This window comes from Pollutimonas nitritireducens (assembly GCF_002849615.1).
Classification (GTDB): Bacteria; Pseudomonadota; Gammaproteobacteria; order Burkholderiales; family Burkholderiaceae_B; genus Pollutimonas; species Pollutimonas nitritireducens.
The window spans coordinates 16,330-28,919 of the sequence record NZ_PDNV01000018.1 but is presented as its reverse complement, the minus strand read 5'-3'; the positions used below and the strand labels follow the sequence as shown (position 1 = coordinate 28,919).

Annotated in this window: 13 protein-coding genes and 1 tRNA gene; 5 read left to right on the top strand and 9 right to left on the bottom strand. The window is 55.4% G+C overall.

Translation table 11 applies throughout. The features are described 5' to 3' along the window. The coding region (locus tag CR155_RS20165; RefSeq protein WP_143705224.1) for a Bug family tripartite tricarboxylate transporter substrate binding protein at positions 1-739 on the top strand (739 nt) is incomplete at its 5' end. Positions 740-1,286: 547 nt separating this feature from the next. Here the strand turns inward: CR155_RS20165 and CR155_RS20160 are convergent. The 3 genes from CR155_RS20160 to CR155_RS20150 form a co-directional block, all read right to left on the bottom strand. Beyond that, positions 1,287-1,363, bottom strand: a tRNA-Pro gene (locus tag CR155_RS20160). A 122-nt stretch (positions 1,364-1,485) separates the two neighbouring features. Next, positions 1,486-2,853, bottom strand: coding sequence for a TrkH family potassium uptake protein (locus CR155_RS20155; protein WP_102071846.1), 1,368 nt, complete (start codon positions 2,851-2,853; stop codon positions 1,486-1,488). Positions 2,854-2,856: 3 nt separating this feature from the next. Beyond that, entirely contained in the window at positions 2,857-3,510 is a 654-nt protein-coding gene (locus CR155_RS20150; RefSeq protein WP_102071845.1) for a potassium channel family protein, read from the bottom strand. Between the two features lie 172 nt (positions 3,511-3,682). Here CR155_RS20150 and CR155_RS20145 point away from each other — a divergent pair, with 172 nt between their 5' ends. Both CR155_RS20145 and CR155_RS20140 read left to right on the top strand, forming a co-directional pair. Then, a complete protein-coding gene (locus CR155_RS20145) occupies positions 3,683-4,768 on the top strand; it encodes an alkene reductase (protein WP_102071844.1) in 1,086 nt (361 codons plus the stop codon). A 125-nt stretch (positions 4,769-4,893) separates the two neighbouring features. After that, complete coding sequence (locus CR155_RS20140; RefSeq protein ID WP_143705223.1) at positions 4,894-5,295, top strand: BPTD_2524 family lipoprotein; 402 nt, start codon at positions 4,894-4,896, stop codon at positions 5,293-5,295. A gap of 14 nt (positions 5,296-5,309) precedes the next feature. On the opposite strand, the gene CR155_RS20135 is transcribed toward CR155_RS20140, so the two are convergent. Beyond that, positions 5,310-5,768 (bottom strand): GatB/YqeY domain-containing protein, encoded by a 459-nt coding sequence (locus CR155_RS20135; protein WP_102071842.1) that lies wholly within the window; start codon positions 5,766-5,768, stop codon positions 5,310-5,312. A gap of 152 nt (positions 5,769-5,920) precedes the next feature. Between CR155_RS20135 and ypfH the strand changes: the two genes are divergently transcribed. After that, positions 5,921-6,670 (top strand): esterase, encoded by a 750-nt coding sequence (gene ypfH / locus CR155_RS20130; protein ID WP_233214434.1) that lies wholly within the window; start codon positions 5,921-5,923, stop codon positions 6,668-6,670. On the opposite strand, the gene CR155_RS20125 is transcribed toward ypfH, so the two are convergent. The 5 genes from CR155_RS20125 to CR155_RS20105 all read right to left on the bottom strand — a co-directional run bounded on the left by CR155_RS20125 (position 6,667) and on the right by CR155_RS20105 (position 11,551). Beyond that, positions 6,667-7,137 (bottom strand): carboxypeptidase regulatory-like domain-containing protein, encoded by a 471-nt coding sequence (locus CR155_RS20125; protein WP_102071840.1) that lies wholly within the window; start codon positions 7,135-7,137, stop codon positions 6,667-6,669. The two genes, ypfH and CR155_RS20125, sit on opposite strands and share 4 nt — an antisense overlap. Before the next feature lie 35 nt (positions 7,138-7,172). Further along, entirely contained in the window at positions 7,173-7,976 is an 804-nt protein-coding gene (locus CR155_RS20120; RefSeq protein ID WP_102071839.1) for an NRDE family protein, read from the bottom strand. Positions 7,977-8,003: 27 nt separating this feature from the next. Beyond that, the gene (gene pbpG, locus CR155_RS20115) at positions 8,004-9,089 is read right to left on the bottom strand and encodes a D-alanyl-D-alanine endopeptidase (RefSeq protein WP_102071838.1); all 1,086 of its coding nucleotides are present in this window, start codon (positions 9,087-9,089) and stop codon (positions 8,004-8,006) included. 348 nt (positions 9,090-9,437) lie between these two features. After that, a complete protein-coding gene (locus tag CR155_RS20110) occupies positions 9,438-10,445 on the bottom strand; it encodes a Bug family tripartite tricarboxylate transporter substrate binding protein (RefSeq protein ID WP_439650471.1) in 1,008 nt (335 codons plus the stop codon). 29 nt (positions 10,446-10,474) lie between these two features. Then, positions 10,475-11,551, bottom strand: a complete 1,077-nt coding sequence (locus CR155_RS20105; RefSeq protein WP_102071836.1) for a tartrate dehydrogenase — start codon at positions 11,549-11,551, stop codon at positions 10,475-10,477. A gap of 123 nt (positions 11,552-11,674) precedes the next feature. On the opposite strand from CR155_RS20105, the gene CR155_RS20100 reads away from it, so the two are divergent. Beyond that, entirely contained in the window at positions 11,675-12,586 is a 912-nt protein-coding gene (locus CR155_RS20100) for a LysR family transcriptional regulator (RefSeq protein ID WP_102071835.1), read from the top strand. The last annotated feature ends 4 nt before the right edge of the window (positions 12,587-12,590 follow it).

The following is a 12,590-nucleotide window of genomic DNA, read 5'->3' as shown; positions in this document are numbered from 1 at the left end:
TTACGTGGCACGCGCGGCACCTGACGGCTCAACGTTGTTCGTAACCTCGATCGGACACGCTGTTAATCCTGCTATGTACCGGAACGTGAACTACGACCCGGTTAAGGACTTCACGCCGATCGGGCGCGTATTAACGGCCCCTAACGTGATGGTGGTGCCCAAGAGTTCGCCGTTTAACAACGTCAAGGAGCTGATTGAATTCGCGCGGGCAAACCCTGGTAAATTAAATGTCGCATCGTCAGGAATTGGGACCTCAGTGCATTTATCCGCCGAACTTTTCAAGCAACTGACAGGCACAGATCTGACACATGTGCCGTATAAGGGTACAGGCACTGCGATGCCCGACCTGCTTGGTGGCACCACCCAAGTGATGTTTCCGAACTTGCCCAGCGCCTTGCCCCATGTCAAGCGTGGAGACTTAAAAGCGTTTGGCGTCACGACCAAGGAACGGTCGGGTGCAGCGTCAGATATCGCAACGCTGGCGGAAGCGGGTGTGCCGGACTACGACATGTCGACGTGGTACGGTCTCATTGGTCCGGCTGGCATGGATGAGAAAATCGTGAAGCGTCTCAACGACGTTTTACAACAGGTCTTAAACGAACCCGCAGTGCGAGAAAAACTGATCTCTCAAGGTGCAGATCCTGCTCCCGGGACGCCCGAAGAGTTCGCTCATTTCGTTGAAGCGGAGACAAAGAAGTGGGCCAGTTTAGTAAAGGAAGCGAAGCTCGAGATCAACTGAGGCGTCTGTTCTGAATTCGCGAGCCGGACTCGATCATCGATTCCGGCTCCATGACTTGTGATGAATTGGGTCGGGTGTGCATGAGCCGTTCCGGATTATCGCGCAACTTAGCGATTTCCGAGGATAGTACTTTCTCTGCGAAAAGCAGCGGACCCACAAGTTCACTCTCACGACTCACATTGTGAGAAAAAACTGAGGTCACGATGATGTATGAGCGGGTGAGTCACGCGAAAGGCGCCGGCAGGAAATCGAGTATCTTAGGACCTATGGGCAGACATGGCCATTAGGTCTCATTTGGCAAAGACGGATAAAGCATTAAGCGGACCAATTGTTCTTGTCTCGAGTTCAAGCAATAGAGACAAAGGAAGAATGCAGAAGAGTAGGGAGTGTTTGCTACCGTTGGACGCAATGAGACAATTTTGAGACAAAAATCAGTTCGACAAATTGCGTTCGGCCTCTTGGCCCCCAAACTGGCCCCCAGGATGATAGGTGTGCTCAAAATAGAGAAGGGCTTACAAGCAAAAAACTTGTAAGCCCTTGATTTTATTGGTCGGAACGGAAGGATTCGAACCTTCGACCCCTTGCACCCCATGCAAGTGCGCTACCAGGCTGCGCTACGCCCCGAAACCTGGATATTTGAGAATCCAAGGTGTTGTTGACTGCTAAAGCAGATCAACGAGAGACAGAATTCTAGCACATATTTGGCGGGGATTCAGCCGGTCCTGCAAGCCTGCGCCGCTGTGTCACTAGCCGACTTGGAACTCCGTTTCCGGATATCGTACTCTGCTGCGTTTACGTGTAGCCAGGCTGTATACGAGCGTCAGTGGCCCGAGCCTTCCGACGAACATCAAGACGGTCAGCAAAACCTGGCTTGGCAGGGACAGGTGTGGCGTCAGGTCGCGGCTGAGACCGGTTGTACTCAAGGCGGATACCACTTCAAAGAGGATGCTGATAAAAGGCACGTCTTCGAAGATGGTCATGAGTAGAACACTGCAGAACGCCAGTGCGGTTGTAACCAGGACCAGGGCCAGCGACTTCTGTACGGTATCCGGCGAAATCGACCTCTTAAGCAGGACGACTTCCTTTTTGTGGAAAATATAGGAATAGACCGCAGCCAGCAGAACGATGAAGGTGCCTATCTTGATGCCGCTGGCCGTGCTGAGGGAACCGCCGCCGATGAACATCAACATAATGATAAGCAGGGTGGATGTGTCGTGCAGCTGGGTAATATCGATCGTTGTGAAACCCGCCGTGCGCGCCGTTACGCTCTGCATCCATGCCGCCAGCGCCTGGCCTGGTACGGATAAAGCCCCCAACGTGGCAGGGTTATTGAATTCCAGCAGCCAGATGGATACGAAACCTGTCAGATTTAAGGTGAGTGTGCCCAATAGTATGACCTTCGTATAGGGCAACAGCCTTGTCCAGCGTTTTTTCTTCACTATGTCGCCGAGCACGGGGAAGCCGATACCGCCAAGAATGATCAGGGACGAGACCATCAGAATGGTCACGGGATCGGCGACAAATTGTGCCAGGCTCGACGGGAACAATGAAAGGCCGGCATTATTGAACGCTGCGATTGCATGGAAAATTGCACGATACGAGGCCGTGCCCAAAGGAAGGTCGCGCCACCACCAAAGAGTAAGAATCAGGGCTGCAACTGCTTCAATGATGATCGACGTCTTGAACACCAGAAAGGCTGTGTGTCGAATCTTCGAGACACTGGTCTGATTGAATGCCTCTAGCGCAAGCGCCTGGTGCTTGAGGCTCATTTTATGGCCCAGCGTTATTGCGGAGATCACGGCGAAGGTGACAAAGCCCAAGCCACCCAGTTGTACTAGCAGGATCAACACAACCTGCCCGAACTGACTAAGCTGCGAAGCGGGATCAACGACCGTCAGTCCAGTCACCGTGACTGCCGACGTGGCCATAAAGAAGGCCTGGAATAGGGTGAGGGGGCGTAGGCTGGCTATCGGTAACCATAGCAATAGCGTTCCAAGCAGTATCAAGCATAGAAAGCCGACGGCAAGCACGAAAGGAGGGCTTGCACGCAGCAGTCCGGTGCGCCTGACTCGTCGGTATGATGACAGGCTGTATACGGGATCCCAGTTACGCATGGTTCATGCCAGCTTTGGGGCAACGTTCTTGAGCGTGGCAAGCTGGCCCAGCATGACCAGTATGTCCTTCGCATGGAGAATGAAATCGTTGGGAGGATGTACAGTGATTTGAGTTTTGCGCTTGACGAGCAACACGTGAATGGAATCTGGCTCGCCAGCCAGAACCTGGCTCAACGGTGCCCCGTTCAGCCGATCGCTGATATCGACTTCGACGACAAATTCGCCGTTACCAATAGAAATATAATCATTCACCATCGGATAGCTAAGTGCCTGGGCCACTCGTATGCCCATCTCCTCTTCAGGATGCACGATGCGCGATACACCCAGCTTGCTCAAGATCAGGTGTTGGGCGTGCGAGGAGGCCTTGACCCAAAGTGTCTGAATTCCAAGGGACTTCAGGTGAACGACACAAAGCAGGCTGGCCTGTATGTCTTCACCGATGGCCACCAGCACCACGTCGTAGTTATCCAGCCCGAGTTCTTCCAGCGCACCGGGGTCGGTCACGTCCGCGATTACCGCGTGGGTCAGTTCATCGGCATATTTGTCGACCAATTTTGGGTTTGTGTCCACACCCAGCACCGAATGGCCCATTTTCATGAGTTCCAATGACGCGGCAGACCCGAACCGACCTAAGCCAATGACGGCAAATTGTCCCATAGATGCTCCTTCGCAAAGGCAGTGTGTAACCTGACAGGCTTGCCCGGGATGGTAGCTTAACGCAAAATCTGGTAAAAACCCTTATGAAGTTAGGTACATACCTACAGAATTTGCACTTCTGGTGCACACTGTAGGATCAGGGTTAACCTCGATTTGATAGTGGTACAGAAACATGGTTAGTTTGTTTGACCCAATTCAGCTGGGTGCAGTTGCTTTAAGCAATCGAGTCGTAATGGCGCCACTGACTCGGACACGTGCTGTCGAAAGGCGCATTCCCAACGACCTGATGCGTACCTATTATTGCCAGCGCGCTTCGGCTGGTCTTATCCTTTCAGAAGCGACATCCGTCTCGCCCCAAGGGGTGGGCTATCCCAATACGCCTGGTATCTGGTGTAGCGCACAGGTTGCCGGCTGGAAGAAGATCACGCAAGCGGTACATACCAAGGGCGGGAAAATATTCCTGCAATTATGGCATGTGGGCAGGGTGTCGGATCCCGAATTTCTCAATGGTGAAATTCCGGTGGCGCCCAGCGCCATTGCATGCGAAGGTCATGTCAGCCTTTTGCGCCCCAAGCGCAATTACGTCGTACCTCGCGCTTTGCATACCGAAGAGATCCCGGGTATTGTGGCGGATTTCGCCGAAGCTGCCCGCAATGCCCGGGAAGCAAACTTTGACGGGGTCGAGATCCATGCGGCAAATGGCTATCTGATTGACCAGTTTCTACAGGACGGCGCCAATAAAAGAATTGACCAGTATGGCGGCTCCATCCAGAATCGATCCCGCCTGCTACTTGAAATCGTGGACGAGTGTGCCGGAATATGGGGCGCGGGTCGGGTGGGCGTGCATCTGTCGCCGCGCAGCGGGACGCACTCTGTGTTCGATTCCGATCCGCGGGCCTTGTTCTCGCATGTGGCCCGGGAGCTAGGTCGGCGCGGCATTGCCTTTATCTTTACCCGCGAATCGTTGGGCCATGATAGCCTGACGGCGGAAATCAAACGTTTGTTTGGCGGGCCCGTGATCGTCAACGAACACTATGATCTATCGATGGCTCAAACAGCAATTGATCAGGGACAGGCAGATGCGGTGGCGTTCGGCAAAGCCTATATTGCCAACCCGGACTTGGTTGCCCGCTTAAAAGCAGGCGTCGGACTTAATCCCTGGGATCCTAGCACCTTCTATGCCGACGGCCCCAAGGGGTATATCGATTATCCTCCATTCAGTCTCGAAAGCATGGCCCTGAACGAAACGTGCACATAGTTGTCTCTCAGACAGCAATAAAAGATCCACGAATGGCAGGTGTCGTGCTACCTTTGTGAAAGCGCCCGGTGTAGCATCTGCTGCTCAGGCGAGGGATTCATTCAAGGCGTAGGCAGGGAGACAAAGTGAAAGCTCTAGTGATCAGTATGGGTGCCGCTGTATTGCTCACCGGCTGCGCCTTGGGTATACAGTCCGACGGAAATTCTCCCAGCGTTTCTTATTCGGTCCCACGCAGTTACCAGACGGTGTATCTGCGTGCTCAGAATCAGGCTGCCGAATGCCTGACCGCCAAGAAACAGTACGATGTGTACGCGCAGGTGGACCCGGCGCTGCAAACTGGCCTGGTGGCCGTGCGCAGCCATCTGGGGAATATAGAAGTTGCGCGCACCGAGATCAAGGCGATCGACGGCAAAAACACTCAGGTGACACATACAGTATGGGGACGCGCTCCCTGGGACGAGAGCGCCCTCGAAGCCATGCGTCATTCAATACGCATGGATACTTCGGTTTGTGTTGCGTATAAGTAGGAGCCGTTATAGGCTTACATCAGGTGAGCCTTGACCTGCGCCGAGACGGCGGTCATGTCGGCGCGTCCGGCAAGCTCGGCTTTGACGATGGCCATGACCTTCCCCATGGCCGGACCGCCGGTGAGGCCTTGGTCGTTGACTTCTTCGATGGCAGAGGCGATGACGGCATCGACTTCTTCAGCACTTGCCGCCTGCGGCAGAAACTCCTGTAGGACCGCAAGTTCGGCTTTTTCCTGATCGGCGGTTTCAGTGCGACCTGCGTGCTCGAACGCGGCAATCGATTCACGGCGTTGTTTGACCTGCTTTTCTATGATGGCTATTACTTCAGGGTCGTCCAATTCGCGGCGTTCATCGACTTCCTTTTGCTTGATGGCAGCTTGCAGGAAGCGCAGGGTGCCCAGGCGAGGTGCATCTTTGGCACGCATGGCGGTCTTGACAGCATCGGCGAGTTGAGGCTTGAGCATTTTGCTCATGATGGAATCCCGGTCAAAAAATTTATTTTAGCAGCATGGCGAGCAGCAATGGCGGGCAGTCGGCGCGGGATGCGGCCCCGCCCGCGCTTGGCTTTTGACGTACAATTTTTCAAGGCTATTCCGACGCCGCAGAGATCACTATCGTTATGACCATGAAACCAGTTGGCCCAGATCCGTATGTATTTGTACCCAAGCAGGGTGAGCCTCGGCTGCTATTTGTTTTGCTGCATGGTGAATCATCCAGTCCCGAGCAATTGTTTCCATTGGCGCAAGCCATCAAGTTGGCATTTCCGGCGGCGGCAGTAGTGTTGCCCTTTGGGCACGTACAGGAGGCGGGAGCAGAGGTGCCCTCGATGCGTTACTCGTGGGTTGCGACTGGCACCGAGTACGACAAAGACTATGCCTCTCATGTCAGGCTGGCGCTGCCCGATCTCATCGAACAGATTACGAAATTGCAATCCCAGTACGGTCTTTTCGGCGAAGAGACAGCGCTGGCAGGTTTTTCTCAAGGAGCCAGCATGGCCCTGGAAGCTTCGCTGGCACGACCCGATCTGGCTGGAAGGGTGCTGGCGTTCTCCGGTCTGTATGCAAGCCGTTTCGAAGCGGCGCCGCCGGCGACGCTGCTGCATTTTTTTCACGGAGCCGAGGATACGCAGGTATCTGCGCACGATGTCGCATCGACGCTGGCCCGACTTGAGGCGCTGCAGGGCGACGCAACCCTGGATGTGGCCTCAGACCTCGGGCACGAAATCCACGAGGCCCTTATCCGGCAAGCCATAGTGCGCCTGCAAACCTGCGTACCACTGCGCAATTGGCAAGCCGCTCTGGCATCGTTGCAGCAGCCTGAAGAAGATGCGCAGGAACGCACGTCTTCGGGATGTTCAGGCAGGACGCTGCATTAATCGGGACCTGATGCTGGCCGCGTCCATGTGAAAGTCAGGCGGACCGTGCCCGTGGCACCCACGTTTATCTGGCGCTCTTGAGTCTTGTTATCGTGCGTGGCAAATACGCTGTACTTGCCTTGCGGCAGTTTGACCAGAAGGAATGGGCCTTCCGACGCCACATTGAGTACATTGGCATCGTTCGCATCGCGGATAACAACTTGTACATCGGCGGCGTAGGCCGCCTTGCCGTCGAGCTGGCTGGAGAACGTCATGGCGACGGGGAATCGCGCCATGGCTTGCTTGAAAGCAGTCGATTCATCCAGTCCGAAACCACCGCTTACGTACTCGGTGCCGCCTTGGTTCTGCATGGGAGGCAGTTGAGCGTGTACTGGCGCGCCCAGAACCGCGCAAGCAAGCGCCGTGGCGGCCAAAGCATGTTTCAAGACAGTCTGCGCTGATACTGCCGAGAGATGAGTGTGAGACATATTGTTATCCCTCCAGTAGATGCTACTTTTTTATTTTAACGTGGCGACACGCAGGATACTGGCGCGTTTTCAATTTGGAACGGCCAGTCGTGTCGCTCCTTGGGGCTGCCGCAAGGGTCATAACTGATTTCGCTCAAGATGGCTCGGCCACTGGCATGTACGGCTATGATTGTCGAGCAACGTGTGCCGTAATCAGGGCTGACGATGAAGGGGCTGCTGAGCAGGCGCTCGCGTTCCAGTGTCAGCCCGGTCTGGGGCAGGGCGGGATCATCGGCCCGCGTATTATCTTTCAGTAGTGCGAATACCGGGTTCAGAGACTGTTCCAGCAGCTCCAGGGGGTACTGATTCAGCGCGAGCCGTAAGCGCTCTGCCTTGGGCCAGGCTGTGTTGAGCAAATGGTTCGAAATGATGTAACGGCCAGGCGTCAATTGCCGAGGCCCGTCCTGCCCGGTACGATTGCCCACATAGAAGTAGGTGGATAAGTCACCCACGATCAGATTGAATCCGTTGTAAGCGCTTGCCTTCTGATGGGTATGGCATGCGTAGGATCGTGGCAGCTCGTCCCCGACAAGGTAACGGCTTACCAAGTCTCCGCGCGATGGTGCATCGGTCACCACCGACGAGGGGTCGCGATAGTTCGTCAGCAAGGCGAATTTGCCCTGTCTCGTGACCCCCAGCCACGTACCTTGCGCTTTGCAGTCAATGCCGGCGATGACGTCTGGAAAGTCCAGCCAGGGGTGGGCGGGCGCGCTAGGCCGATCGTGGAACTCATCGCGATTGGCGGCGATGAACAGCGGCCAATCAGGGTGCGCGGCAATGGCCAGGTAAGCTAAACACATTTTGAAGAAACAATGTTCGCGTCAGCGCTACAGCATCGCCACATTTCCGGCTTTCTCCACGACGGTGCGTAGACGGACCGCATCGCCAATACGGGAACGCCCGGACGAATTAAGCAAGACAATGGCGACGTCGCGGTCATCGATCCGGGCAAGCATGACCAGGCACTCGCCCGCTTCATTGATGAAACCCGTCTTGGAAATCTTGATGTCCCAGTCGGGTTTGGCCACCAGGCGATTGGTATTGTTGTAGACCAGCTGCCGACCGCGAGCGACTTCAATTTTATACTTGTCATCAGTCGTATAGCGCTGAATCAAAGGCTGCTTGCTGGTAGCCTGCAGAAGTTTGACCAGGTCGCGTGGCGTCGATACGTTTTCGACGGAGAGTCCAGTCGGTTCGACAAAACGGGTTTTGCGCATGCCCAAGGCGCGCGCTTTGTCGTTCATTGCCCGCACGAATGCCGGCATGCCGCCGGGATAGTAACGCCCCAGTGCATGGGCGGCGCGATTCTCCGACGACATAAGGGCGAGGTGCAGCATATCGGCTCGGCTCAGTTCGGTACCTACCGATAAGCGCGAACGGGAATGTCGCATACGATCTACGTCGGCATCGGTGATTTGCATCATCTGGTTCATGGGCAGGCCAGATTCGGCAATGACCAAGGCGGTCATCAGTTTGGAAATCGACGCGATGGGGCGTACCTCGTCACTATTCTTGTCAAACAAGACAGCGGAACTTTCCAGATCTTGCGCGAAGGCAACTTCTGATACAAGCCTGGCGCGGCTTCCAAGCGAGTCGATTTGCTGTTGTGCCGGAGGAACGCCACCCAGACCTTCGGTTGTGTCACGCAATCCCACCCGTACTTTGGATGCTGATCCCGATATCGGTTGATAAGCCACTGGTCGCAGGTTGCGACGAGTGGTAATACGGTTCTTTATCAGAGTGCCGGTGGCCAGGGTTTTGCCGGCGCTGTACGCCGATTGTTGCGTATTCTGTTTCTGGCCGCCCGTTGTCGCCTGGGCGCTTGCCAACGTACCTGTCAGCAGCAGCAATACCAAAGGCAGGGAGGCCAACATGGGGACATGACGTGTCAGGGAATTTCGGATAGGGAGCATGGCGGGTGCTTCATTTTATTGTGGATTGAAGCGATAGTATCAGAGAAACTCTCTAAAAATTAGTATGTTACGGGACTGTGTTGAATATTTTTTTAAGTTAGGGGAAATATTCTTAAAAGACTGTATGGACGTGCAGTGGTTTTGCGCTCAGGACGTTAACGGTTTCAATCACGAGGCGCCTACGCTGAACCACTGGAATGCCAAACCGCCAAACCTTTGTATGAAATCGGCGTACCAGCGGGGACGCCGGACCGCCGGACCGTCGGGTTTGCGACCCGCCGTCCAGATCACGCGGGACTGTCTAGCGGGATTTTGGTTGCCAAGGCTTGCATGGCGAGGTCCGGATGATCAATTTACAGTGATGTTAGCTGCCTTGATGATCTTGGCAAAGCGCTTGGTGTCCTCATCGATCTGTTTGACCATTTCTTCGCGTGAGTTGCCTACGGCCTCTGCTCCTATCTTGCTCATACGGTCCCGGAAGTCAGGCGAATGAATAACCTTGACCATTTCCTCATTAAGTTTCTCCAGTACATCTTTCGGTGTGCCGGCTGGCGCAAGGACTCCAAACCACGTTCCCAGGTCGAAATCTTTGAGCCCGGCCTCGTTCAAAGTGGGCGTATCCGGCAAGGCGGAGGAACGTTTGGCGGTGGTGACAGCCAAGGCGCGCAATTTACCGCTTTTGATATGAGGCAGTACAGGAGTTACCGTATCGAAGGACATGGAGACCTGGCCGCCCAGCAGGTCCGTCGTTAGCGGCCCGCTGCCTTTGTAGGGCACATGCAGCAGCTCTATCCCGTTTTGCGCAGCGAATTGCGCACCGATGAGGTGTTGCAAGGTTCCATAGCCATTTGATCCAAAAGACATGCTTGGTTTGGCCTTCTTGGCCAAGGCGACGAGTTCGCCGGCAGTGCTGGCATTGGTATTTGTGGCATTGATGACCAGGACATTCGGAACGAGTGCAACCGTAGTGACAGGCTCGAAGCTTTTCTGGAAATCATAGGAAAGATTTTTATAAACGCTACTGGCTATGGTGTGATGCACGGCGCCCATCAATAAGGTGTAGCCGTCCGGTTTGGCACGCGCCACGATGTCGGCACCTAGCGTTGAGCCGGCGCCAGGTTTGTTCTCGACGATAACTGGCTGACCCAACGAAACCGATAGCTTGTCGCCCAGTGCTCTGGCGAGAACATCGGTGGTGCCGCCAGCGGCAAACGGGACGACCAGGCTTACTGGCTTGGTCGGCCACTGCTGGGCTGCGGCGCCGCAGCCGAATAATGCCGTCGCCAGTACTCCCGCTGCCAGCATTGTATGTTTGATAACTCGTGTGCCTGCAGTTGTGTATTGTCTGCTATTCATGGCGTTGTCTCCGTTGTGTGAATACGTCTTTAATTTGCCCCGCTGATGATTTGTTGACACATGGCTCGTGTGACCTCGTCAGTCCGGGCTTTTCCGCCAAGGTCGCCCGTATGGAGCGCCGGATCGGATGTGATGCGTTCTATGGCGCTCATGGTGCGGCGGGCAGCGGCGGTTTCTCCCAGGTGCTCCAGCAGCATGACGACTGACCAGAAGGTGCCCACCGGATTGGCGAGGCCCATGCCCATGATGTCGAACGCCGACCCGTGGATGGGTTCGAACATGGATGGATAACGGCGTTCAGGGTCGATGTTTCCCGTTGGGGCGATTCCCAGGCTCCCGGCCAGAGCTGCCGCAAGGTCGCTCAATATATCGGCGTGCAAATTTGTGGCGACGATAGTATCCAGCGTTGCTGGTCTGTTCACCATGCGCGCCGTGGCGGCATCTACCAGTTCCTTGTCCCAGGTGACATCCGGATATTCCTGAGCCACTTCGCGTGCGATTTCATCCCACATCACCATCGCATGGCGCTGTGCATTGGATTTGGTGACCACCGTCAATAATTTGCGTGGACGCGATTGAGCAAGTTTGAAGGCGTAACGCATGATCCGTTCTACACCGGCCCGCGTCATGATCGATACATCTGTGGCGGCTTCGATCGGCTGGCCTTGATGAACCCGCCCGCCTACACCCGAGTATTCGCCTTCTGAATTTTCGCGCACGATGACCCAGTCCAGGTCTCGGGTCTGGCACCGTTTCAGTGGCGCGTCGATCCCCGGCAGGATCCGGGTCGGCCTCACATTGGCGTATTGATCGAAGCCCTGGCATATTTTCAGGCGCAATCCCCATAGAGTGATGTGATCCGGAATGTGCGGATCGCCAGCGGAACCGAACAAGATGGCGTCCTTGTGCCGCAAGGCGTCCAGTCCATCCTCGGGCATCATCATCCCATGCTGGCGGTAGTAGTCCCCGCCCCAATCGAAATTCTCAAATTCAAAGCGGAAGCTCGAGTTTGCACTGGCCAGGGTTTCCAGCAACTGCTGGCCGGCCGGAATGACCTCTTTTCCTATTCCGTCGCCGGGAATTGTGGCGATGCGATACGTTTTCATGCAGGGGCTCCATCTGAATGCGTTGCAATGTTGACCACTATAAGAACAAACAGCGTCAAAATTTCGGGCTTGCGGTGAAACCACTGTTAACCTTGAGTTAACAATACTTGTAAGAAATGAGAAATGTCGGGTCCAACCATTCATCCTTCGGAATTGGCTTTCTTCTCGATGTTGGCCTCTTGCGGTGCGCTCAGTGCTGCCGCGCGCAAGCTTGGGATCACAACGCCCGCCGTTAGTAAAAGGCTGGCGCAGATGGAAGCACGTCTGGGCGTGACTCTTGTCACGCGAACGACCCGGCGCATGCATTTGACGCCAGAGGGCGAACTGTACCTGCTTTATGCGCGCCGCATACTGGCTGAAATCGACGATATGGAGCAATCGCTGGCCGGGTCCCACGCCGCCCCCCGTGGACTGTTGCGGGTCAATGCAACGCCCGGCTTTGGTCGGCGATACGTGGCGCCGGTCATTTCGCGATTCATGCGCAAGTATCCGGAAATCGAAATCCAGCTTCAGCTGTCGGTCGATCCACCGGCGTTCAGCGAGGATGCCTTCGATGTAGGGATCCGTTTCGGTGAACCTCCGGAGGCCCGGATCATTGCGCGCCGATTGACGGCAAACCGCCGCCTTCTGTGTGCTTCGCCAGGCTACCTGGCCCAACACGGCGCACCCGGCATGCCTGCGGATCTTGCCAAGCACAATTGCATAGGGATGCAGCAGGGCGATGAAGGCTATGGAGTCTGGAGACTCACCACTGGTGCAGGTACGTCGCGCAAGACCGAGACCGTCCGGATCCACGGTACCCTGCGGACCAATGACGGAGAAGCAGCCGTCAATTGGGCCCTTGATGGCCATGGAATATTGATGCGCGCGGAATGGGATATTTCACGCTTTCTGAGCAGCGGACGATTGGTGCAGGTCTTGAAGGATTATCAGACTCCTGACGCGGATATCTATGCCATCTATCCGCAAGGTCGTCAACATTCCGCAAGGGTGCGCGCTTTCGTGGAGTTCATGGCGGATTCCTTTGACCCTTGACACG

Excerpts from the sequence above, each read along its gene's own strand:
- CR155_RS20155 (WP_102071846.1), bottom strand. The coding sequence starts at position 2,853 with ATGCGTAACTGGGATCCCGTATACAGCCTGTCATCATACCGACGAGTC.
- CR155_RS20150 (WP_102071845.1), bottom strand. The coding sequence starts at position 3,510 with ATGGGACAATTTGCCGTCATTGGCTTAGGTCGGTTCGGGTCTGCCGCG.
- CR155_RS20145 (WP_102071844.1), top strand. The coding sequence starts at position 3,683 with ATGGTTAGTTTGTTTGACCCAATTCAGCTGGGTGCAGTTGCTTTAAGC.
- CR155_RS20135 (WP_102071842.1), bottom strand. The coding sequence starts at position 5,768 with ATGAGCAAAATGCTCAAGCCTCAACTCGCCGATGCTGTCAAGACCGCC.
- ypfH (WP_233214434.1), top strand. The coding sequence starts at position 5,921 with ATGAAACCAGTTGGCCCAGATCCGTATGTATTTGTACCCAAGCAGGGT.
- CR155_RS20125 (WP_102071840.1), bottom strand. The coding sequence starts at position 7,137 with ATGTCTCACACTCATCTCTCGGCAGTATCAGCGCAGACTGTCTTGAAA.
- CR155_RS20120 (WP_102071839.1), bottom strand. The coding sequence starts at position 7,976 with ATGTGTTTAGCTTACCTGGCCATTGCCGCGCACCCTGATTGGCCGCTG.
- pbpG (WP_102071838.1), bottom strand. The coding sequence starts at position 9,089 with ATGCTCCCTATCCGAAATTCCCTGACACGTCATGTCCCCATGTTGGCC.
- CR155_RS20110 (WP_439650471.1), bottom strand. The coding sequence starts at position 10,445 with ATGAATAGCAGACAATACACAACTGCAGGCACACGAGTTATCAAACAT.
- CR155_RS20105 (WP_102071836.1), bottom strand. The coding sequence starts at position 11,551 with ATGAAAACGTATCGCATCGCCACAATTCCCGGCGACGGAATAGGAAAA.
- CR155_RS20100 (WP_102071835.1), top strand. The coding sequence starts at position 11,675 with ATGTCGGGTCCAACCATTCATCCTTCGGAATTGGCTTTCTTCTCGATG.